At 46.7% G+C, this 22470-nt stretch carries 25 protein-coding genes, 1 pseudogene and 1 riboswitch; of the genes and pseudogenes, 18 read left to right on the forward strand and 8 right to left on the reverse strand.

Going from position 1 to position 22470, the window contains the following annotated elements; all coding sequences use genetic code 11:
• Positions 1 to 4 precede the first annotated feature (4 nt).
• Positions 5 to 847 carry an oxidoreductase gene (locus ACWJJ4_RS04095; RefSeq protein ID WP_154303082.1) on the reverse strand — a complete coding sequence of 281 codons (843 nt, stop codon included), beginning with the start codon at positions 845 to 847 and terminating at the stop codon, positions 5 to 7.
• Positions 848 to 979: 132 nt separating this feature from the next.
• Between ACWJJ4_RS04095 and ACWJJ4_RS04100 the strand changes: the two genes are divergently transcribed.
• The 4 genes and pseudogenes from ACWJJ4_RS04100 (at position 980) to ACWJJ4_RS04115 (ending at position 4568) form a co-directional block, all read left to right on the forward strand.
• Positions 980 to 2761, forward strand: coding sequence for a M3 family oligoendopeptidase (locus tag ACWJJ4_RS04100; protein WP_412838378.1), 1782 nt, complete (start codon positions 980 to 982; stop codon positions 2759 to 2761).
• A 119-nt stretch (positions 2762 to 2880) separates the two neighbouring features.
• Entirely contained in the window at positions 2881 to 3318 is a 438-nt protein-coding gene (locus tag ACWJJ4_RS04105) for a YusW family protein (RefSeq protein ID WP_070082336.1), read from the forward strand.
• A 155-nt stretch (positions 3319 to 3473) separates the two neighbouring features.
• Positions 3474 to 4298, forward strand: coding sequence for an ABC transporter ATP-binding protein (locus tag ACWJJ4_RS04110; protein ID WP_003151820.1), 825 nt, complete (start codon positions 3474 to 3476; stop codon positions 4296 to 4298).
• A gap of 2 nt (positions 4299 to 4300) precedes the next feature.
• A pseudogene (locus ACWJJ4_RS04115) lies at positions 4301 to 4568 on the forward strand (YusU family protein).
• 176 nt (positions 4569 to 4744) lie between these two features.
• On the opposite strand, the gene ACWJJ4_RS04120 reads toward ACWJJ4_RS04115, so the two are convergent.
• Complete coding sequence (locus ACWJJ4_RS04120; RefSeq protein WP_454021460.1) at positions 4745 to 5785, reverse strand: ketopantoate reductase family protein; 1041 nt, start codon at positions 5783 to 5785, stop codon at positions 4745 to 4747.
• Positions 5786 to 5798: 13 nt separating this feature from the next.
• The gene (locus tag ACWJJ4_RS04125) at positions 5799 to 6545 is read right to left on the reverse strand and encodes an acetoacetate decarboxylase (RefSeq protein WP_454021461.1); all 747 of its coding nucleotides are present in this window, start codon (positions 6543 to 6545) and stop codon (positions 5799 to 5801) included.
• 121 nt (positions 6546 to 6666) lie between these two features.
• Here ACWJJ4_RS04125 and ACWJJ4_RS04130 point away from each other — a divergent pair, with 121 nt between their 5' ends.
• Complete coding sequence (locus tag ACWJJ4_RS04130) at positions 6667 to 7554, forward strand: LysR family transcriptional regulator (protein ID WP_173612828.1); 888 nt, start codon at positions 6667 to 6669, stop codon at positions 7552 to 7554.
• Between the two features lie 105 nt (positions 7555 to 7659).
• On the opposite strand, the gene ACWJJ4_RS04135 is transcribed toward ACWJJ4_RS04130, so the two are convergent.
• The 4 genes from ACWJJ4_RS04135 to ACWJJ4_RS04150 form a co-directional block, all read right to left on the reverse strand.
• Positions 7660 to 9255 carry an MDR family MFS transporter gene (locus ACWJJ4_RS04135; protein WP_007410079.1) on the reverse strand — a complete coding sequence of 532 codons (1596 nt, stop codon included), beginning with the start codon at positions 9253 to 9255 and terminating at the stop codon, positions 7660 to 7662.
• A gap of 19 nt (positions 9256 to 9274) precedes the next feature.
• Entirely contained in the window at positions 9275 to 9736 is a 462-nt protein-coding gene (locus ACWJJ4_RS04140; protein ID WP_003151828.1) for a MarR family winged helix-turn-helix transcriptional regulator, read from the reverse strand.
• A gap of 137 nt (positions 9737 to 9873) precedes the next feature.
• On the reverse strand, positions 9874 to 10206 hold the full coding sequence (locus ACWJJ4_RS04145; RefSeq protein ID WP_003151830.1) for a spore coat protein: 333 nt from the start codon (positions 10204 to 10206) through the stop codon (positions 9874 to 9876).
• 11 nt (positions 10207 to 10217) lie between these two features.
• Positions 10218 to 10475 (reverse strand): hypothetical protein, encoded by a 258-nt coding sequence (locus ACWJJ4_RS04150; protein WP_003151832.1) that lies wholly within the window; start codon positions 10473 to 10475, stop codon positions 10218 to 10220.
• Between the two features lie 89 nt (positions 10476 to 10564).
• Here ACWJJ4_RS04150 and ACWJJ4_RS04155 point away from each other — a divergent pair, with 89 nt between their 5' ends.
• Positions 10565 to 11473: a proline dehydrogenase family protein gene (locus tag ACWJJ4_RS04155; protein WP_077722805.1), complete on the forward strand. Its 909-nt coding sequence runs from the start codon at positions 10565 to 10567 to the stop codon at positions 11471 to 11473.
• A 29-nt stretch (positions 11474 to 11502) separates the two neighbouring features.
• Here the strand turns inward: ACWJJ4_RS04155 and ACWJJ4_RS04160 are convergent, their stop codons facing one another.
• Positions 11503 to 11643: a YuzL family protein gene (locus tag ACWJJ4_RS04160; RefSeq protein ID WP_003151836.1), complete on the reverse strand. Its 141-nt coding sequence runs from the start codon at positions 11641 to 11643 to the stop codon at positions 11503 to 11505.
• A gap of 190 nt (positions 11644 to 11833) precedes the next feature.
• Here ACWJJ4_RS04160 and ACWJJ4_RS04165 point away from each other — a divergent pair, with 190 nt between their 5' ends.
• The 12 genes from ACWJJ4_RS04165 (at position 11834) to metQ (ending at position 22440) form a co-directional block, all read left to right on the forward strand.
• Positions 11834 to 14203 (forward strand): 3-hydroxyacyl-CoA dehydrogenase NAD-binding domain-containing protein, encoded by a 2370-nt coding sequence (locus ACWJJ4_RS04165; RefSeq protein WP_454021462.1) that lies wholly within the window; start codon positions 11834 to 11836, stop codon positions 14201 to 14203.
• Positions 14204 to 14213: 10 nt separating this feature from the next.
• The gene (locus tag ACWJJ4_RS04170; RefSeq protein ID WP_003151841.1) at positions 14214 to 15389 is read left to right on the forward strand and encodes an acetyl-CoA C-acetyltransferase; all 1176 of its coding nucleotides are present in this window, start codon (positions 14214 to 14216) and stop codon (positions 15387 to 15389) included.
• Positions 15390 to 15408: 19 nt separating this feature from the next.
• Positions 15409 to 17193 (forward strand): acyl-CoA dehydrogenase family protein, encoded by a 1785-nt coding sequence (locus ACWJJ4_RS04175; protein WP_182069480.1) that lies wholly within the window; start codon positions 15409 to 15411, stop codon positions 17191 to 17193.
• 113 nt (positions 17194 to 17306) lie between these two features.
• Complete coding sequence (locus ACWJJ4_RS04180; protein WP_454021463.1) at positions 17307 to 17663, forward strand: arsenate reductase family protein; 357 nt, start codon at positions 17307 to 17309, stop codon at positions 17661 to 17663.
• A 59-nt stretch (positions 17664 to 17722) separates the two neighbouring features.
• Positions 17723 to 18106, forward strand: a complete 384-nt coding sequence (gene gcvH / locus ACWJJ4_RS04185) for a glycine cleavage system protein GcvH (protein ID WP_003151844.1) — start codon at positions 17723 to 17725, stop codon at positions 18104 to 18106.
• Positions 18107 to 18160: 54 nt separating this feature from the next.
• A complete protein-coding gene (locus ACWJJ4_RS04190; protein WP_003151845.1) occupies positions 18161 to 18397 on the forward strand; it encodes a YusG family protein in 237 nt (78 codons plus the stop codon).
• Between the two features lie 69 nt (positions 18398 to 18466).
• On the forward strand, positions 18467 to 18832 hold the full coding sequence (locus tag ACWJJ4_RS04195; RefSeq protein ID WP_007410083.1) for a toprim domain-containing protein: 366 nt from the start codon (positions 18467 to 18469) through the stop codon (positions 18830 to 18832).
• A gap of 2 nt (positions 18833 to 18834) precedes the next feature.
• Positions 18835 to 19155, forward strand: a complete 321-nt coding sequence (locus ACWJJ4_RS04200; RefSeq protein ID WP_003151847.1) for a thioredoxin family protein — start codon at positions 18835 to 18837, stop codon at positions 19153 to 19155.
• Between the two features lie 96 nt (positions 19156 to 19251).
• Entirely contained in the window at positions 19252 to 19602 is a 351-nt protein-coding gene (locus ACWJJ4_RS04205; protein WP_003151848.1) for an SCP2 sterol-binding domain-containing protein, read from the forward strand.
• Between the two features lie 110 nt (positions 19603 to 19712).
• Positions 19713 to 19819: riboswitch (SAM riboswitch) on the forward strand.
• Between the two features lie 105 nt (positions 19820 to 19924).
• A complete protein-coding gene (gene metN / locus ACWJJ4_RS04210) occupies positions 19925 to 20950 on the forward strand; it encodes a methionine ABC transporter ATP-binding protein MetN (protein WP_003151850.1) in 1026 nt (341 codons plus the stop codon).
• The gene (locus ACWJJ4_RS04215) at positions 20943 to 21611 is read left to right on the forward strand and encodes a methionine ABC transporter permease (RefSeq protein WP_003151851.1); all 669 of its coding nucleotides are present in this window, start codon (positions 20943 to 20945) and stop codon (positions 21609 to 21611) included. The genes metN and ACWJJ4_RS04215 overlap by 8 nt, the downstream gene beginning before the upstream one ends.
• Before the next feature lie 13 nt (positions 21612 to 21624).
• Positions 21625 to 22440 carry a methionine ABC transporter substrate-binding lipoprotein MetQ gene (gene metQ / locus ACWJJ4_RS04220; protein WP_012118382.1) on the forward strand — a complete coding sequence of 272 codons (816 nt, stop codon included), beginning with the start codon at positions 21625 to 21627 and terminating at the stop codon, positions 22438 to 22440.
• Positions 22441 to 22470 lie beyond the last annotated feature (30 nt).

A 22470-nucleotide genomic window follows, 5' to 3' on the forward strand; every position in this document is an offset into this window, starting at 1 on the left:
TAGTTTAAGTGAACAGCTTTTTCTTTATAATCGATTCCCAAGCGGACCACGGAAAGAGTGAGCGGAAAGCCAATGTCAGCTTAACGCCTCTGCCGATCGGATACCGCAGTTTCTTCAGCCGTTTCCTTTGTGCCAATTGATAAATCAGCTCCGCTACGTCATCAGGATCGCCGCTTTTGGATGCGTTGGCTTTGAAGTAAGCTTCAAGGGGCTGATAAAAGCGATAATAAGGCGAGTCTTTGCCGGGCGCCGTAATATGGCTGGAGAGAGACGTCTCCCAAATAGACGTTTTATAGGAGCCCGGTTCTATTAAAGCGGCATCAATTCCTAAAGGCAGAAGCTCGAGGCGCAGACACTCTGTAAACCCTTCAACCGCGAATTTGGAAGAGACATACGGAGATAGAGCCGGGAAACCGGTCAGTCCGCTGATACTGCTGATATTGAAGATTTTCGCCCCGCCATGTTTCCGCATATAAGGCAGCACGGTTTTTGTGACATGAATCAGACCGAATACATTTGTTTCATACTGCTGTCTGTAATGTTCCATCAGCACATCTTCAATAAACCCTCCGTACGCAGTGCCGGCGTTATTGACAAGCAGGTCAATCGGTCCGAAACCGCTGATGGTGTTCCCGAAGTCAGACACCGACTGCTCATTTGTCACATCTAAAGAAACGACCGTAATATGTTCGGATGCACCCGCTTGAGCGGCGGCCTCTTTCAGTATTACAGCTTTCTCCGGCTGTCTGGCTGTTGCGATGACGTGATAAGACCGGGCGAGCTTCAGCGCTGTCAGCATCCCGAATCCGCTCGTTGCGCCGGTTACAATGGCAACTTTTCTGTTCATCTTATAATCCTCCCCGTTTGTTCTTATCTCATAGTGTATAACATCTCGCGGAAAGAAGGAGAAATCGTTCGGAAATATGTCAGAATTGTTTTATAATGGAGTCAGCTTCGGATAGAAAGGGGTAAAGAAAAGATGGCATTAGAGGGATTGAAGGAAACATGGGATTTAAACTCCATTTTTGAGGGCGGGAGCCGGTCGGAAGAGTTTCAGCAATACATACAAGAGCTCAAAAAGCATCTAAGCGCTTTTCAACATGCGGTTGAAGCATTTACAGTTCCGACGCACGCGGATGAAAGCCGGGAGCTGATCAATCTGATTGATAGGTTTGAACGGTCAGCGATCATGATCAGGCAGGCGGGAGCGTTCGTCGGCTGTCTTCAGGCTCAGAACACTCATGATCAGAAAGCGAATGAATGGAGAGCGCGGATCAATCAGCTGAGCAGTGATTTTAAATCCGCTCTGGTGACCCTTGACGATACACTTGCCCGGATTGACGAGCGGGTCTGGGAGGAGCTGCTGCAAAAACCGGAACTTCAGGATCTCACATATGTCTTAAATGAGAGAAGAGACCGGGTCAGAGAGAAGCTCAGCGCTTCAGAAGAAAGGCTGATTGAAGGCCTGGCCGTTGACGGCTACCATGCATGGGGCGACCTGTATAATGCGGCTGTCGGCAGAATGAAGATTCCGTTTGAGGATAAAGAGCTGTCGGTCGGCCAAGCGGAAAATATGATGGCGCACCCGGATCGCCGCATCAGACGTCAAGTGTTCAAAGAGCTTAATGAAGCCTGGAAAGGAGAAGAGGAGCTTTTCGGCAGCACGCTGAACCATCTGGCCGGCTTCCGCACGGAAATCTATAAAGCGCGGGGCTGGAAAAGCGCTTTGGAAGAGCCGCTTGCGATCAATCGGATGAAAAAAGAAACGCTGGATGTCATGTGGCAGGTCATTACCGATCATAAAAAGCCTTTTGCCGAATACCTGAATCGAAAGGCGTCTCTTTTAGGGCTTGAGCGCCTGAATTGGTATGATGTGGACGCGCCGATCGGCGAGGCGCCGAAAGAATACACATATGATGAAGCGGCTAATCTGATCGTCAGCCAATTTTCGACGTTTGGCAAAAAGCTGTCCGCATTCACGGAAAAAGCGTTCCGCGATCGGTGGATAGAAGCGGAAGACCGCAGCGGCAAACGGGTCGGCGGTTTCTGCACCAGCTTTCCCGACAGCGGAGAATCCCGGATTTTTATGACGTTTTCCGGAAGCGCTTCGAATGTATCGACGCTGGCGCATGAGCTCGGTCACGCGTTCCATCAGGAGGCCATGCTTCAAGTGCGGCAGCTGAACAGAGCCTACGCCATGAATGTGGCTGAAACAGCCTCGACCTTTGCGGAAATGATCGTCGCCGACGCCGCTTTGAAACAAGCGGAGACAAAGGATGAAAAGCTGTTCTTGCTTGAAGATAAAATTCAAAGAAGCGTAGCCATGTTTATGAATATTCATGCGAGATTTTTATTTGAAACGCGTTTTTATGAAGAGCGGAAGCAGGGCGTCGTTCCGGCTGATAAATTGAATGAATTGATGGAAGCGGCGCAGAAAGAAGCATTTTGCGATTCATTAGGGGAATACCATCCTCATTTCTGGGCGTCAAAACTGCATTTTCATATTACGGGAGTGCCGTTCTACAATTTTCCGTACACGTTCGGTTATTTATTTTCGCTTGGAATATACGCAAGAGCTCTTCGGGAAAAAGCGGATTTTGAAGAAAAATATATCGCGCTTTTGTGTGACACGGCTTCGATGACCGTTGAGGATTTGGCGATGAAGCACCTTGGAGCGGATCTCACGGAACGGTCGTTTTGGGAAGACGCGGTCCGCCTTGCCGTACAGGATGTGCAGGAATTTTTAGAGCTGACTGAATGATAATCTGGAGATGAACCGGCCGGAGCTGTTACCGCTCCGGTTCTTTTTTGTTCCGTGAATGACAGCCGCCTCCCTTGGAAATACCTAAAAACGATCGGAATGGAATGGGAGTGAATCGCATGAAATGGATCAGAACGGCGGGCGTTTTATGTCTTACGCTGATGCTGATTGCCGGCTGCCGATTGAATGAAGAAAAACGGGAAGCGGAACAAGACAGCACACCCGTGTCATCCGCGAAGCCGGTTCCTTACAGCAGCTTTTCCCTTCGCGTCAGCTACGGAGCCGGAGAGCATAACCGCTATGAAGGTTTGTATGAAAGAAAAAGCGGTCATGAAAAGGCGGACATCCGGGACAAGCTCTCAGGGGTTCACAGAGAGGGCGAGGAAGCGCTTGATGAAATGAAGATGATCCTCGGAGAACTTGCCGTAAACGGCCGGATGCAGGAAAGCGAGGTCGTCCGGCAGGTGCTCTCGGCTTTTAATTTAGACAGCCGCTATGACCATTTTTATCTGAAACTGAAAAAGAACGACGGAGAAATGACGGAAATAAAAAAATAACCGCCGTCCGCTGCTTTTTTGCCCAAAACTAATTGATAATGATATTCAGAGTCATTAATTTCTGTTACAATATAATCATGATCTCACGTTGAATGTTTAGGCAATTTGTTTATATACATAGTGTTGGGAAACTCAAAAAAGGAGCGGTTAGCGGTATGAGTGCAATTTCTACAGAGACGCTGAGCTTAGGGTACGGAGAGACTGTTATCATTGACGAATTGGATGTCGCGATTCCAAAAGGCGAAATCACTGTATTGATCGGAAGCAACGGCTGCGGAAAATCGACGCTTTTACGTTCATTGGCCCGGCTGATGAAACCGAGGGGCGGTTCTGTGCTGTTAGAAGGAAAAGCCATCGCTAAGCTTCCGACGAAGGAAGTGGCAAGAGAGCTCGCTATTTTGCCGCAGAGTCCGTCAGCTCCCGAAGGCCTGACGGTGCATCAGCTTGTGAAGCAGGGAAGATACCCTTATCAAAGCTGGCTGAAGCAATGGTCCAAAGAGGACGAAGACGCAGTCACAAAAGCGCTAAAAGCGACGAAGCTTGAGGAAATGGCCGACCGTCCTGTGGATTCCTTGTCAGGCGGACAGCGCCAGCGTGCATGGATTGCGATGACACTCGCTCAGGATACGGATATCATTCTGCTTGACGAGCCGACAACTTATCTCGACATGACGCATCAAATTGAAATTCTTGATTTGCTGTTTGAATTAAATGAAAAAGAAAAACGCACAATCGTCATGGTGCTGCACGACCTCAATCTGGCATGCCGTTATGCCCATTATCTGGTCGCCATTAAGGATAAACAGATTTACGCAGAGGGCCGTCCCGAAGAAGTCATCACTTGCGAGCTTGTACAGCAGGTCTTTGCGATGAACTGCCAGGTAACGCAAGATCCGCTGTTCGGCACGCCGCTTTGCATTCCGCACGGACGCGGCAGATGTATCGTGCAGGAAGCGGCCCTCACCGCCCGATTGTCATAATCATGAAAAAGGGAAGGAAACGGTATGGAAGAAAAACTGCAGCAGCAGCTGGACGGCCTGCTTGAGAAATACACGGAACTATTGCTTGGCGAAACAAACCCGGATGTAAAGGAAGAAGTCAGGCAGTGGATTTTGTATACACATATCGCAAAAAGCATGCCGCCGCTCGTCAAACATTGGAATCAATCCTACCCGGACGCCAAAGAGGGCATCAAAGCTGCGATACAGCACATTAAACAGCTCAATGAAGCTCACAGAAAAAAACAATAAAAAGCTTTCGGCATCAAAGAGAGGTGCCGGAAGCTTTTTTTGCTGAAAAGGAATCAATAAAGGCGCCGTTCAATTCATAACGAAGAACTTTTATGTAACTAACACACCCGTTTGTTTACTTGCTGGACCAAGAAAAAAGGACCGCCGCAGCAATCCCTTTCTCTCTTTCCTATATATCACATTTCCTTTCGGATACGTAATAACCCTTCAAATGCTTTTATATTTGTATCAAAATTGGGCACTGTTTGAGATTCCTCGGCACATTTGACTTGTGCTACAACCAAATCATTAAAAGGTGTTGAAATTCCAGTACCTTCTGCCATTTTGGGAATGACTCCATTAATATAATCAATTTCAGTTTTGCGTTTCTTCTCAAGATCCTGAAGCATACTTGCTCTTAAAAGCCTGGATGGTTCCATGGCTGCCCTAAATGTTTGAATACGTTCAGGAATCTCATTTTCACTTCTTAATTCCAAAGATTCTAAATCAAGGCCGCCCATTTTCGCAAATTTGACACCATTGGCGTGTCCAACCTTAATCGTCTCATCTGCGATATGAACTGCGCTGACAATGCCGATTTCATGGTCAAGAATGTCTCCGTATTCTCCGTTTAATGCTGCCGATAAACCACTGAACGCATTATTGATAAGTAATTTTGACCACTTCGTTCCAACTAAATTATCGGAAATATGTGTTCCGCCGATAAGGTCTAAAACCGATTTAATACGCTGGATTCTTTTTGTTGTTTCACCATTTAATTCTCCAATTTGAAAAGCGTACTCTTTAAATTGAGTATACTCAGTTGTAAGTCTGGATACGCCTGGTTCAATAAACGTAGCACCAAATTCAACAGAACCCGCAATAACACGTTCATCACCAACGATCGAAGCAACTTTCTGTTCAGGTATACCGTTTTGCAAGGAACATACTACACTATCATCCTTTAAAAAAGGCAGTAACTCTTTAAGAATGGAGTCATTATATAATTGTTTCGTCAGAAGTAATATTAAGTCATACTTGCCTGACTTGTTTTCAGGTGTAATGGCTTTCACCTTTGCCTGAAATGCCGTTGTACCAACTACTTTAGCACCTATTTGATTTAAAGTATCTACATGTTCTTTGTATGAATCAATCAATTCGACATCCATTCCGCCAGCAGACAGATATGCTCCAACTATGGTTCCTAAAGAACCTGCTCCTAAAATTGCAATTCTCATTGTAAACGTCTCCTTATTTTTCCTCTAAGTAGTTATAAACCGGCTGTGCTGCATTTAAGGTTAAATCCGTAATAATATGAGATGCTGAAACGACTTCTAATACAGGCAAATCTGCAAGAGGCGCCAGAGCATGTTCAAATAATTGAAGCCGCGCCGGTCCAGACCAGGCACCTTTAACTTCTATATTCGTTATTTGCGTCCGCACCAAATCGCAAACCCTTAAATCACCATTGTAATCAGTAGCCATCTTAACCATAAAATTAGGTCGGCAAATTTCCCTTTTCGCTTTTTCCTTGTCCATTTCGAAATGTTTATATCCCATAGTCGCAGCTGCCACACGAAGACTGCCATAATCTAATGTGCCAACGAGAGTATCAGAGTCTATATACAGCTTAGGGGCGCCCAATTTCTTTGGATATGCAGTAAGTTCCCGTCCGCTTGCAATAGCCGGGAAATTGTCTACATACATAGAGTGTACATAATCTCCTTCTTCACCATTAAAGCTGACAGGGATGACTTGTCCCGCCTCTGTATAGGCACCAAGTCCGGAAACATCGGGCATCCGCATCACTTCGAATTTCACAAAAGGTTCAGTAATTTCAAGAGGTTCTGGCACTGCCGCACGTAAAGCTTTTTCATCCGTTCGGTAAATAATATTTAAATATTCACGGTTAACAAATTTATAATTTGGGATAGGATAAGCAGGAGCCGTTAGTGGCGTATTTAAATTTTTTGCTATATCTTTCACATCAATTTTCATTGCATGACACCCTTTCCTTTTCTTTAACTATGCTATTATCTTACATCCGCATTTACATTTAATCTAATACATAATAAGTTATATATATATTTATTGAAATAAATGAGGGGGATGCAGACAGATGGAATTGCTGCAGCTAAAATACTTTCAGACAGTTGCCTATACTGAGCATATTTCTAAAGCAGCAGAACAATTAAAGATTGCCCAGCCTTCTTTAAGTCTCACTATAAAAAGACTTGAGAATGAACTGGGAACAGCTTTGTTTGAGAGAAAAGGCAGAAATATTAAGCTGAGTTCATCAGGGAAGATTCTTTTAAAACATGTAAACAGGATTTTTACTGAGATTGAAAATGCACAAACGGAGATTCAATTGGAGGAACATCAAATTTCTGATACCATAAGAATATCTATTTCCAATCCAAGATTCCTTGCAGGACTGATGAGTGAATATATCAACCGCTCCCCTCAATCAAAAATTCTCCAAGCCATCGGAGTTAAAAGCGGGATCCTAACAAGTTTAAAAAAAGGGGACATTGATTTAGGAATAACAGGTCATCCGATTCAAGATGAAGAGATAGAGAGTTGTGTGCTGGTAAATGAAGATATTGTTCTGGCTTTGCCCTCAAACCACCGATTTACGGGTAAAACCGAAATTTCTTTACGTCTTGTCGCCGATGAACCATTTATTACCCTTGCTAATAATGAAGAGTATAGCGGTTTTACAGCCTCGCTTTGTGAAAAAGCCGGTTTCACCCCAAATATTGCATTTGAGGCGGATTCTCATTTACTTGTCGAGATTATAAAGCTGGATCGAGGTGTTGCGTTGCTTCCTATTTCAGTTTGCAGAACATTGGGGCTGAATTTTATAAAAGTGACTGATCACTCTGCTTCATATCCAGTCGGCTTATCTTGGATGAGACATAGGCTGTTATCTTCTTCGGTAAGAAATTTTCGTGACTTTATTATGTCGTACTATAAAGATAACGATGAAATGTTTAAGGTTTATTAAATAATTTTCACCCCCGATTTCCAATGAGGCGGAAGACTGGTCATTCGGAAACGGAGAGGCCAAGATGATATAAAAAAATCCCGCGGCATCCGCGGGGTTTTTTTGTTAAACGGCTTTCGCCTTTTCTTCTTGTTTGCCTGTCTTTTTGTTTGTCAGCTTAATTGATTTAACAAACAGCGTGAGGATCAATCCGGCAGCGATAAAGGCCAGGCCTGTGAAAAACACGCTGTGAAGCGAATCCATCAGTGACGTTTTCAAAACCGGCACGATATGGGAAGAAAATGCGGCCGGAATCTGCTTAATCGATTCCTGACTGAACAAGGATTGAAGCAGCCCTTCAGGATTCTTGTCAATCATCCCTTTAAACTGGGCGGCAAAGGCACTTGCCTGTTTCGGGAGTGAATCTAAGTAAGGCACCAGTCTGTCGGTTAAAAGGCTTCCTGATCTGGCATTCATGACAGCGCCGAGCACCGTAATGCCGAACGTTCCCCCGATCATCCGGAAAAATTGGCTTGATGAAGTCACAACGCCCAGCTCTTCTTTTGAAAACGTTTCTTGCAGAGCGAGTGTGAGAAGCGGCATGACAAGCCCCATTCCCAGACCGATCACGGCCATATAGCATGTAGCCGCGAGCTTGCTTGTATCCAGCTGCAAGGTCGTTAATAAGAAGAAGCCGACGGCCATGATCAGCATGCCGATCATGATTTGCGGTTTAATACCGATCTTATAAACCAGCTGGCCTCCGATAATACTTGTGATAATCATAGATACCATCATCGGCGTCATAATCGTGCCGGACGCGGTGGCGCTGACTCCGATAATTCCCTGCATAAAGAAAGGAACGAACGTAACGGCGCCGAACATGCCGATACTCATGAAAAAGCCGATCAGATTCAGTACGGTAAACGTTCTGTTTTTAAACAGGTACATCGGCAGAATCGGTTCTTTTGCTTTGATTTCAGCGAAAATGAATCCGACAATCCCGGCAAGCGCAAGCGCAAAGAGACCGAGAATCTGCCAAGAGCCCCATGCGTAATCCTTTCCTCCGAAGCTGAGCGCGAGAAGGAGGCTGACGATTCCGACAATCATTGTGAAAATGCCGGCGATGTCAAAGTTAATCGGCCCAGTCTGTTTTCTGCCTTGAAGTCCTCTTGCGATAAAGATCACGGCTAAGATTCCGACTGGCAGGTTGATATAGAAAACCCATTTCCAATTTAAAGAGTCAACAATCCAGCCCCCGATTTGCGGGCCGATAACGGAAGCAAGGCCGTAAATCGCTCCGAAAAGCCCTTGGAACTTAGCACGCTGTTTCCCTGTGAACAAATCCCCGATGACGATCATGGCCATCGGCATCATGACACCGCCGCCGATTCCCTGAAGTCCGCGGAAAATAATCAGTTCCGTCATGTTGCTGGCCATTCCGCACAGTGCGGAAGCTCCCATAAAAATCAATAAACCTGACACATAAACGACGCGGCGCCCCAATAAATCTGCAAGTTTCCCCGCAATCGGAACGATCGTCGTCGAAGTTAAAAGATATGCCGTGGTCAGCCACGTCATCATGCTTAATCCCCCGAGGTCACCCACGATTTTAGGAATCGCTGTTCCTACGATGGTGCCGTCAAGGGCTGAGAAAAACATGGCGATGATTAAGCCTGTTATTAATAATGTGCGTTTTGGATCTTTCTTTTCAATGCTCATGTTTCGGCAGCTCCTCTTTCTATTCGTTTTCTTTTTGATCAGCCGCGTATTTCTCGGCGGCTTCCGCTACTTTGCGGATGATGTTCACGGACTGAATCAGTTCGTCGTCAGTCAGAACGGACAGGTTTCGCGCCAGTATCGCTTTCCGTCCTTCCACTACATCTTCGAATTTTGTTTCGCCTTTTTTGGTGAGGCTGATGTCGATGACGCGTCTGTCCTGCTGGTTATGTTTGCGGACGATAAGTCCTTTTTGTTCGAGGCGGTCGGCCATCAGCGTCACTGCGCTCGGCTTTACCTCCATGCGTTCCGCAATTTCGGAAACTTTGCAGCTCCCGTGTTTTTTCAGGCTGGCTAAAACAAATAATTGGGCAGGCGTCACCTCGTGTTTTGCCATGCTTTCCACCATTTCAGGCTGTATGTTTTGCAGCAGCGTCTGAAGGGATTTCTGAATGTCAGACACATATTGATCCGCGTTTTTCATAACTCCTCCTCATCTTGTTCCTCGAGAAAATAATTAACATTAGTTAAATATAAATAAGGATTAATGATAAGTCAATCTTTTTGTGCAAAAATAAAAAAGGATTGATGCTTGGCGAAAACATCAAATCCTTCTTCGTTTTACTGCTGGTAAGGAGACTGCTGCTGAATGGTCTGCCGGAACTTCTGATACGATTGCTGAAGCTTTTGGGTATCGGCGGCTTCAATGGAATACCAGCCATTTTGAAACATCACATCGTATAATCTTCTTTGCGCTTTTTGTGACTCATCGAAAATCGCCTGAATATCTTGATAAAGAGACTCGTGGCTGAACTCGTGCAGGGCTGTGCAATATGAAGCCGTGATGTATTTTTCCGTCGTCAGCAGCTCATTGACCAAGTCTCTGTCATTCATTTGCGCCGTATTGGGCACGGGCGTTTGCGGATTCGTGATTTTTTGATTTTGCTGTTCCATGTATTGTCCTCCTATTGCATGTAGCCTGTTGTTGTCTGTCCGCCTTGATCGGGGTTCAAGCGGCCTAATATGTGCTGATAATGCTTCTCATGCATCCGGCCGATCTGATCAAGCTCTTGTTTTAACGTCTGATTCTGGCAGTGTTCCGCCATAAAATGCGCTTTTTTCATGGCAAGCAGATTCCAGTTCAGCATGTCCTCAAGATACAAATGGTCTTTCGTTGAGATGACGGCAGGCGGCAAGTTTCCGTGCTGCTCTTGGTTGTTCATATAAACGCCTCCTTCAATTCTGTTCTTTTTAGCTTTCTCTGCGACCGGAAATTCATACACGAATAAAAGAAAAAGGAGGGAGTTCATCCTTGCTGCGGAGCATATGTTTATTTTTGTCGAAAAATAAAATGCTTACAAAATTCGCCCAGGCTTACGGAATCCGCTTCGGCGCGGGAAGGTTCGTTGCAGGGGAAACGCTCACGGAAGCTGTGAAAACGGTAAAGCGGCTGAACCAAAAAGGGCTGTCGGCTTCGATTGATTATCTAGGTGAATATGCGGGTTCAGAGAAGGATGCGAAAAGGACGGCGGAAGAATGTAAAAAAGCAATCAGGGCGATTGCCGAGAATCAACTGGATTGTGAGCTGTCGCTGAAATTAACATCCATCGGTCTGGATATTTCCGAGGAACTCGCGGAACAGCATGTCAGAGACATATTGACGGAGGCAAAAGAACGCGGCGTGCCTGTAACGATTGATATGGAGGACTATTCAAGATGCGGCCGTACGCTTGAGCTGTATAAGCGGTGCAAGCCGGATTTTCCGATGCTCGGCACCGTCATTCAGGCTTATTTGTACCGGGCAGCTGAAGACATCAGCGGTCTGATGCCATATAAGCCGCGGCTCAGGCTTGTAAAAGGCGCTTATAAAGAATCGGCGGCCGTTGCGTTCCCTGATAAAAAAGCAACCGATCTTCATTTTCAGCAGCTGATTAAGCTGCAGCTTTTGAGCGGCCATGAAACGGCGGTGGCAACACATGATGATGACATCATTTCTTATACGAAAACACTCATCAGCGAGCATCAGATTCCCCGGGAGCAGTTTGAATTCCAAATGCTGTACGGCATCAGAACGGAGCGCCAGAAGGAGCTTGCCGAAGAAGGATACAGGATGAGGGTGTATGTCCCGTACGGAACCGATTGGTACGGGTACTTGATGAGAAGAATTGCCGAGCGCCCGGCAAATGCGGCGTTTGTGCTGAAAGGGATCTTCAAAAAATAACGGCTGCTCCAAAAAGCAGCCGCAGTATGTTATTCCATGTTGTCTTTTTTATATTGCTGATTTTGGCTCGTCCGTTTGCCGCCGCCGTATTTTTGCTTCGGTCCCGCATTTCCTTTCATGCTGGCCGCGCTCACTGCGGCAGAAGACGGATCTTTTCTCCCTCGCACCATTCCCTTCACCTCCGGGTTTAAGTTTCCCGCCCGCGCCATGGAACATGCGGAAGCCGAAAAATTTTAAAAAATTCCATATTTGCTATTGAAGTCATCTTGAAAATCTTTTAAGATGAAAGAAGAAAAGGGTTTCATTTTTTTTGCCGAAAAAATGAATGACTATTCATTCAAAGTTCAAGGGGGATGACTCATGCACAAGTTTATAAAGAAAGCAGCCGTTCTCGGATCAGGCGTTATGGGGTCCGGAATTGCCGCGCACTTGGCTAACATCGGAATTCCCGTCCTGCTGCTTGATATTGTGCCAAACGAGCTGACAAAGGATGAGACGAAAAAAGGGCTGACATTAGAAAGCCCGGAGGTCCGCAGCAGACTGAGCCGATCGGCCATGCAAAAGCTGCTGAAGCAAAAACCGGCGCCGCTGACTTCGGCTGCCAATCTCGACTATATAACGGCGGGGAATTTGGAAGATGACGCAGCTCAATTGAAGGATGCTGATTGGATTATTGAAGTCGTCGTCGAAAATCTTGACGTAAAAAAACAGATTTTCTCACTCGTTGATGAATACCGGAAACCGGGAAGCATCGTGTCGAGCAATACGTCCGGTATCTCCGTCACAAAAATGGCGGAAGGCCGATCTGCCGATTTTAAAGCTCATTTCTTAGGAACCCATTTCTTTAATCCGGCCCGCTACTTGAAGCTTCTGGAAATCATTCCAATTCAGGAAACAGATCCTGACGTGCTGGAGTTTATGACTTCATTTGCAGAAAACACGCTTGGGAAAGGTGTCGTCATCGCAAAAGACACGCCTAACTTTATCGCCAACCGCATCGGTACGTACGGCCTGCTGGTCACGGTAAGAGAAATGCTTTCTTCCGGCTGCCGCATCGGCGAGGTGGACACGGTGACCGGGCCTTTGATCGGCAGACCGAAAAGCGCGACCTTCAGAACCCTTGACGTTGTGGGGCTTGATACTTTCGCTCATGTGGCAAAAAATGTGTATGATAAAGCCGACGGTGCTGAAAAAGACATGTTTAAGCTTCCTGAATTTATGAATGACATGCTGAAAAACAATTGGCTGGGCAGCAAATCAGGCCAAGGATTTTACAAAAAAGAAGGTAAAACAATATATGAACTCGATCCGCTGACCATGACATACGGTGAGCGCTCGAAAATGAAGACGCCCGCTTTAGAAGCCGCCAAACAGGCAAAGGGTGCCAAAGGCAAAATGAAAGCGCTTGTATATTCCGATGACCGCGCCGGACGCCTGCTTTGGAATATCACATCGCAAACACTCTTATACTCAGCCCGGCTTTTAGGTGAGATCGCTGATGATATTAAAGCAATTGATGACGCCATGAAATGGGGCTTCGGATGGGAGCTCGGACCGTTTGAGATGTGGGATGCCATCGGCGTCAGAAAATCAGCGGAGCGGCTCGAAGAAGAAGGCGCAGCACTCCCCGGCTGGGTGAAAGAAATGCTTGATCAGGGCCATGAAACATTTTATATGAAGGAAAACGGAACACAATTTTATTATTCAGACGGCCAATACAGGGCTGTGAAAGAAAATCCGAAACGGATCAGCCTGCAGACGTTAAAAGAAACAAAAGGCGTTATCACTAAAAACAGCGGCGCAAGTCTGATTGATCTCGGCGATGATGTCGCGCTGCTGGAATTTCATACGAAAAGCAACGCGATCGGCTTAGACATTATTCAGATGATTGACAATGCGCTTGAGGAAACGGAGCGGAATTATAAAGGTCTTGTCATCGGTAACCAAGGCAGACATTTCTGCGCGGGAGCAAACCTTGCGATGATTTTAATGGAAGCCCAGGATGATAACTTCATGGAAGTCGATTTTGTCATCCGCCGTTTTCAGCAGACGATGCTGAACATCAAATACAGCGCTAAACCCGTTGTAGCGGCGCCATTCGGGATGACACTCGGCGGCGGCACGGAAGTCTGTCTCCCGGCGGCACGCGTTCAGGCGGCGAGCGAATCGTATATGGGTCTCGTTGAAACCGGCGTCGGCCTTATTCCGGGCGGCGGAGGAAACAAAGAGCTGTACATCAATTATTTGGACGGCGGAAGTGAACTGATGGACGCAGCGATTAAAACCTTTGAAACAATCGCGCTTGCCAAGGTGTCCGGTTCGGCACACGAAGCCCGTGACATGAAGATTTTGTCCGCGGCAGACCGTATCAGCATGAATCAGGATCACCTGCTGCACGATGCGAAACAGCTGGCTGCTTCCTTATATGACAGCGGATACCGTCCGCCTGCCCGCAAAAAAGTGAAAGTCACCGGAGAAACCGGCTGTGCGGCATTACTGCTCGGAGCAGACCAAATGAGACGGTCGGGTTATTTATCCGATCACGATATGAAGATTGCGAAGAAGCTGGCCCATGTCATTGCCGGCGGAAGAGTCCCGTTCGGCACGGAGGTTTCAGAAGAATATTTACTCGAGATTGAAAGAGAAGCCTTTTTAAGCCTCGCTGGCGAGGCGAAATCTCAAGCGAGAATGCAGCATATGCTCGTCAAAGGCAAACCTTTACGGAACTAGGAGGGTGTTTATGAGAGAAGCAGTCATTGTGGCCGGTGCGAGAACCCCGGTCGGTAAAGCGAAAAAAGGATCGCTTGCAGCCGTTCGTCCTGATGATTTAGGCGCGCTTTGTGTAAAAGAAACGCTGAAACGGGCAGGCGGCTATGAAGGAAATATCGATGACTTAATTATCGGATGTGCAACACCTGAAGCCGAACAAGGATTAAATATGGCGCGGAATATCGGTGCGCTGGCGGGGCTTCCTCATACGGTGCCGGCCATTACGGTGAACCGCTACTGCTCTTCCGGGCTCCAATCCATCGCTTACGGTGCTGAAAAAATTATGATCGGCGCGGGTGACACCGTCATTGCGGGCGGTGCGGAATCCATGTCGCAAGTTCCGATGATGGGGCATGTGACACGGCCGAATATCGCTTTGGCGGAGCATGCGCCTGAGTATTACATGAGCATGGGGCATACGGCGGAGCAGGTCGCCGAAACGTACGGCGTATCCAGAGAAGACCAGGATGCATTTGCAGTCCGCAGCCATCAGAATGCCGCGAAAGCCCTTAAAGAGGGGAAATTCAATGACGAAATCGTGCCGGTTGAAGTATCGCTGACAGAAGTCGGGGATGACCATAAGCCGCGGAAAAAACAATTTACCTTTTCTCAGGATGAAGGCGTGCGCCCCGGCACATCGGCTGACGTCTTGGCGAAGCTCCGCCCGGCTTTTTCTAAAACGGGAACCGTGACGGCCGGGAACTCTTCACAAACGAGTGACGGCGCGGCGGCTGTCATGCTGATGGATCGCGAAAAAGCTTCGTCGCTCGGATTGGCCCCGCTTGTCAAATTCCGTTCCTTTGCCGTAGGCGGCGTTCCCCCTGAGGTAATGGGGATCGGTCCGATTGAAGCCATTCCGCGGGCGCTCAAGCTTGCCGGACTCGAATTACAGGATATCGGGCTTTTTGAATTGAATGAGGCCTTTGCTTCACAGGCCATTCAAGTCATCAGATCGCTCGGGATTGATGAAGAAAAGGTGAACGTCAACGGAGGCGCCATCGCGCTCGGACATCCGCTCGGATGCACGGGGACGAAGCTGACCCTGTCACTCATTCATGAAATGAAACGGAGAAACGAGCAATTCGGCGTGGTGACGATGTGCATCGGAGGCGGCATGGGCGCTGCCGGCGTATTTGAGCTCATTTAAAACAAGGGGGAAACGAAGCATGAAACAGGAAACGGTCAACGTCAAAAAAGGCGGCAGCTTTCTGATTGAAGAGACGGGATATGATCAAATATTCACTCCGGAGGACTTTACAGACGAACATAAAATGATCGGCAAAACGACAGAAGACTATGTCGTAAACGATGTGCTTCCTTATATAGATGAAATTGAAAACCATCAGTTTGAGCATTCGGTCAGACTGCTGAAAAAAGCCGGGGATCTCGGCCTCCTCGGAGCAGACGTGCCTGAAGAGTATGGCGGAATCGGCCTGGATAAAATCAGTTCAGCCTTCATTACGGAAAAGTTTTCACGTGCCGGCAGCTTTTCGCTATCTTACGGCGCTCACGTCGGTATCGGCTCATTGCCGATCGTGTTCTTCGGAACGGAAGAACAGAAAAAAACCTATTTGCCGGACTTGGCTTCAGGACAAAGAATCGCGGCATACGCCTTAACTGAGCCCGGTTCAGGTTCAGATGCCCTCGGCGCGAAAACGACGGCTGTTTTGAATGAAGCGGGCACACACTATATTCTTAACGGGGAAAAGCAATGGATTACAAACTCCGCCTTTGCAGATGTCTTTGTCGTCTACGCTAAAGTGGACGGAGATAAGTTTTCCGCATTTATCGTAGAAAAGAACTATCCGGGCGTATCAACGGGACCGGAAGAGAAAAAAATGGGGATTAAGGGTTCATCGACAAGAACGCTGATTTTAGATCAGGCGGAAGTCCCGAAAGAAAATCTTCTCGGCGAAATCGGAAAAGGCCATGTCATCGCCTTTAATATCCTGAATATCGGGCGCTACAAGCTTGCCGTCGGCACAATCGGCGCTTCAAAACGGGTGATTGAGCTGTCTGCCGCTTATGCAAACCAGCGCCGGCAATTTAAAACGCCGATCGCAAGCTTCACGCTCACTCAGGAAAAGCTTGCGACGATGTCAGCCCGGCTTTACGCCATGGAGAGCTCTGTATACAGAACAGTGGGCTTATTCGAAGATAATATGAGCAGACTGACGGAAGAGGAGCAAAAAGACGGACGCGAAGTCGCGAAGTCCATCGCCGAGTACGCGATTGAATGCTCGCTCAACAAAATGTGCGGTTCTGAAACGCTTGATTACATTGCCGACGAAGGCGTTCAAATTCACGGCGGTTACGGGTTTATGCAGGAATATGAAGTGGAGCGCGCCTATCGCGACTCAAGAATCAACAGGATTTTTGAAGGCACAAATGAAATCAACCGCCTGATCGTAACGAGCACGTTTCTGAAAAAAGCCGTAAAAGGTCAGCTGCCGCTCTTTGAAAAAGCAAAAGCGCTCCAAGATGAACTCATGATGCTGATGCCTGAAGAGCCGGGCTCAGAACCTCTTGAACAGGAAAAATACATTGTCAGACAGGCGAAAAAAATCGCCCTCTTGACAGCGGGCCTCGCGGCGCAGAAATACGGCAAAGAGATTGAAGGCGAGCAGGAAATCATGGTGAACATTGCCGATATTGTCAGCGCGCTGTACGCTTTGGAATCCGCCGTCCTCAGAACGGAAAAAGCAATTGCGGCGGACGGTGCCGAAAAAGCCGCGCAGAAGCTGTTATATACAGAAATCTTTGCCCAGGAAGCCCTTCAGAACATTGAAGCGCACGCCAAAGAATCACTGATCGCCATGGAGGAAGGAGATTCCCTCCGCATGATGCTTTCCGTGCTGCGTAAACTGACGCGCCTGACGCCGAAAAACCTCATTCAGAAAAAACGTGAAGCGGCAGCAGCCGTCTTCCGTGAAGAAAAATATACAGTCTGATCACATGCTGAAAGCGCTCCTTCATCAGGGGCGCTTTTTCATGAAGCAACGTTATAGGTTTTTACAAGTGATTGTGTTAAAATAACGACGATCATTTACAAGGGGTGAAGAAGATGTCGTTAAATTTTTACTGGTACCCTAAATGCGGAACGTGCCGTAATGCGAAAAAATGGCTGGAAGACCGCGGTAAGGAAATAAACGAAATACATATCGCGGAGGAAACTCCGTCGAAAGAAGAAGTTAAAGACCTCTATGAAAAGAGCGGTCTTGAGCTGAAAAAGTTTTTCAACACGAGCGGAATGAAATACCGCGAGCTGAACTTAAAGGAAAAACTGTATCATATGTCAGAGGATGAACAGCTCGAACTTCTGGCATCAGACGGTATGCTCCTGAAACGCCCGATTACGACAGACGGCGAAAAAGTCACTGTCGGCTTTAAAGAAGACCAATTCGAAAAATATTGGATGTAATGCCAGGTTCAAAGAATTATGGTATCTTCTTATTATAAGAAAAAAATGGAGGGATTTAGATGAGCACACCGAAAGATATGCGTTATTCCAAAGAGCACGAATGGGTCAAAGTTGAGGACGGAAAAGCCCGTATCGGGATTACACATTTCGCGCAAGCCGAACTTGGCGACATCGTATTTGTCGAGCTTCCGGAAGTCGGCGCCGAAATTAAAGCGGACGAGCCATTCGGCAGCGTGGAATCCGTCAAAACCGTATCCGAACTGTACGCACCGATTAACGGAACGGTGACGGAAGTGAACGAAGACCTTGATGACAGTCCTGAATTCGTAAACGAGTCTCCGTATGAAAAAGCGTGGATGATCGTCGTGGAACCGGCTGATGCTGAAGAAATCGAAAACCTCATGACTTCTGAGCAATATGACGAAATGACACAGGAAGACTGATCGGATAGCAAAGGGGCCATTTGGACACTCTATCTGTAACGGGAGGTGTCTAAAATGGCTTTTGATAAACAAAAGGTCGATGTGACGGAGAACGTCACGGGCCGCTTTCAAAACGGCCGGTTTTCCTTGTTTCATGAAAATGAAGCCATCGGCGAGATGACAGGCATGGACCAGTACGAGCTCAAACAGGGCTTTTCATTTGAAAATCAAAAATTTTATAAAACAGCCGATGTCATAAACGGCAGCGATCCGAAATATGTCGATTGCGATTATGAGAATGGCTGGTGTTAACAGTTGGCGGTGAATTTCACTGCCTTCTTTTTCAATCTGACGCTAAAACAATCGGCAGGTGACGCGCTTATGTACAACGGAGATGAAAAGGTCATTATCGTAGAAGGAAAATCTGATAAAATCAAAGTCAGGGAAGTGCTCATCGAACCCGCGGAAATCGTCTGTACAAACGGGACGATCGGCCAAACCGAACTGGAAGATTTGGCGGACCGCCTGTTTGACAGAGACGTCTATATTTTAACGGACGCAGATGACTCCGGAGAAAAACTAAGAAAACAGCTGAAACGGGAGCTTCCCGAAGCGCGACATATTTATATAGACAGAACATACAGGCAAGTCGAGTCGTGCCCGGGCCATCATCTCGCATCTGTGCTGATCAGAGCCGGCTTTGATGCTGACACTGTATTTTTGAAAAAGAACGACCTGAGGTGGTAATCATGAAAGAACTCCAAGAAAATGAACTCGAATCGATTCAGGATGACGTTTATCTCCTGTATTTGTACACCCCGTTTTGCGGCACATGCCAGCTGGCGTCCAAAATGCTTACTGTCGTCGAAGAAATGCTGCCCGGCGCCGCCTTCTATAAAAACAACGTGAATTATTCCCCCGCATTCGCCAAAGCCTATCAGATTGAAAGCGTTCCGTGCTTTTTGCTGTTTAAAGGCGGAGAGCTTGTTGAGAAAGGATACGCCTTCCGCTCCGTTTCCTATTTATATGAGCTGATTAAACAAAAAACATCGCAAACGTTCCCGATGTGACAATATTTACAGGAAAATGTCGTGCGGTTTATAAAGGGTTCTGTCCGTTAAAAAGAGAAAGTGTATGTATGGCCATTAAAACGGGAGGTTATACGAGTGGAGAAAATAGAAGTTTCAGAGAATGACGGACAGCATCTGTTTTTGAAACCGCTATTAAACGCCTCAACGCTGCTGATTACATTCCAAGGAGAAACAGAAGCCTTAACGGTCTCAATTAACGGACAGGGAGAAATGAGAAAAACGTCGGCTTCAAAGGAAAAATCTAATTTGACCTTTTACGGAAACCAGACGGAAATCATCCATCTCCTGCATGGTGATGTCTCTTTGCAAAAGCTTATCCAAAGCGGAAAACTCAAAGTGAAAGGATCATTCAGAGCCCTGCTGAAGCTGGAGGCCATCCTCTGGCTGACAAACGGATTTTTTCAGGCGATCAGTAAACGGCCGTAACTGCCAATCTACTATGTGACAATAGCTTCCAATATTTATTTTATTGACTTTTTATCATTCGCCGTGCTATTCTACAGTAAGAATTTCCGGACGAAAATACGATATGTTTTCTCTTATCAAGAGAGGTGGAGGGAAGTGCCCTATGAAGCCCGGCAACCATCAACAATGTTGAAATGGTGCCAATTCACTCGAAGCGGTCTGCTTTGAAAGATGAGAGAAAGGCCTTTTTCAATAAGCCTTTCTGCTCATTTTTGCAGAAAGGCTTTTCTTTTGCGGAGAAACCCGGAAGATTTCTTAGAATAGTGTAAGGCGGGTGATTGCTTTGATCCATCTTCAAAATGTTTCAAAAATTTACAAAGCGAAGCATGGGGATGTCAATGCTGTCCAAGATGTCACTCTTGATATCAAAAAGGGCGAAATATTTGGAATTATAGGATATAGCGGAGCTGGTAAAAGTTCCTTAATCCGTCTCCTGAACGGCCTTGAAAAGCCGACGTCGGGAACCGTGGAAGTCGCGGGGACGGAATTAAATAAAGTAAGCAGCCGCGGGCTGAGAAAAGCGCGCCAGGAAATCAGCATGATCTTCCAGCATTTTAACCTTTTGTGGTCGCGCACCGTCCGGGAGAACATTATGTTCCCGCTGGAAATCGCCGGCGTGAAAAAAAGTGAACGGGTCCGCCGCGCTGATGAATTGATTAAACTGGTCGGATTAGAGGGGAAAGAAAAATCTTATCCGTCGCAGCTGAGCGGCGGTCAAAAGCAGCGTGTCGGCATCGCCCGGGCGCTCGCCAATAATCCGAAAGTCCTTCTGTGCGATGAAGCGACATCAGCGCTCGATCCGCAGACGACCGATTCAATTTTGGATCTTTTATCCGATATAAATGACAGACTCGGTCTGACGATCGTGCTCATTACCCATGAAATGCACGTCATCCGAAAAATCTGCAACAGAGTCGCCGTCATGGAAAACGGGAAAGTCGTTGAAGAAGGCGAAGTACTCCAAGTTTTCAGAAACCCGCGCGAACCGATGACCAAGCGTTTCGTTCAGCAGGTGACAGAACCGGAGGAGACGAAAGAAACCATCCAGCATTTTCTGCAGGAAACAGCGACAGGGAAAACGATTCAGCTTTCATTTGTCGGGCAGGCCGCCGAGCAGCCCCTCATTACGGAAATGATCCGAAACTTTGATGTGGACGTTAATATTCTGCAGGGGAAAATTTCACAGACGAAGGACGGAGCCTACGGTTCATTATTCATTCATATTGACGGTCAGGAAAAAGAAGTAGAAAACGTGATCCGGTTCATCAAAGACAAACAGGTAGAAGCAGAGGTGATCACAAATGTTTGAAAAATGGTTCCCGAACGTTGATATAACCGAGCTGTGGACGGCCACATATGAGACCCTTTATATGACGGTCATCGCTTTAGTTTTTTCATTTATCATCGGAGCGATTCTCGGTCTTCTGCTCTTTTTAACGGGCAAGGGAAGCTTATGGGAAAATAAAATCATTAACACCGTGATTGCGGCGGTCGTTAATATTTTCAGGTCTATTCCGTTTCTTATTTTAATTATTCTGCTTCTCGGCTTTACTAAGATTTTGGTCGGATCGATTTTAGGACCGAATGCCGCATTGCCGGCGCTGATTATCGGCTCCGCGCCGTTTTACGCCCGTCTTGCGGAAATTGCGCTCCGGGAAGTCGATAAAGGAGTCATCGAAGCTGCCAGATCAATGGGAGCAAAGACATCGACGATTATCTTCAAAGTGCTGATTCCTGAATCAATGCCTGCGTTAATTTCAGGCATCACCGTGACGGCCATCGCCCTGATCGGATCTACCGCCATTGCCGGCGCCATCGGTTCAGGCGGACTCGGAAACCTTGCATATGTAGAAGGCTACCAGTCCAATAATACGGATGTAACGTTTGTAGCGACAGTATTTATACTCATCATCGTCTTTATCATTCAGATTATCGGTGATGTAATTACAAATATAATAGACAAAAGATAAGGGAGGATTTACATTGAAAAAGATTGTATTAAGTGCGCTGCTGCTTGTGTTCGCGGGAGTTTTAGCCGCCTGCGGATCAAACGGCTCGAATAAAAAGGAAATCGTTGTCGCCGCGACAAAAACACCGCATGCTGAAATCTTAAAAGAAGCGGAACCGCTCTTGAAGGAAAAAGGCTACACATTAAAAGTAAAAGTGCTGAACGATTACAAAATGTACAACAAAGCGTTAGCTGATAATGAAGTGGATGCGAACTACTTCCAGCACGTTCCTTACCTTGAACAGGAAATGAAAGAAAATAAAGATTACAAACTCGTGAATGCCGGAGCCGTTCACCTTGAGCCATTCGGAATTTACACGAAAAAATACAAATCGCTGAAAGACCTGCCTAAAGGCGCGACCATCATCATGACTAACAATGTCGCTGAACAAGGCCGTATGCTGGCGATGCTTGAAAAAGCCGGACTGATCACACTTGATCCGAAGGTAAAAACGATTGAAGCGACGACGAAAAACATTACGAAAAACCCGAAAAACCTGACATTCAAAAAAATCGCCCCTGAATTAACGGCGAAAGCATATAATGAAGAAGAAGGCGATGCAGTCTTCATTAACGTCAACTATGCGATTCAAAACAAACTGAATCCGTTAAAAGATGCGATTCAAGTGGAATCAACGAAAAACAACCCGTACGCAAACATCATCGCCGTACGCAAAGGTGACGAAAAATCAGAGAAAATCAAAGCGCTTATGGAAGTGCTTCACTCTAAGAAAATCAAAGACTTTATTGAGAAAAAATACGACGGAGCCGTGCTTCCCGTATCTGAATAAAGCGAAAACCCCGGATGAATCATCCGGGGT

This window comes from Bacillus sp. JK62 (assembly GCF_053663455.1).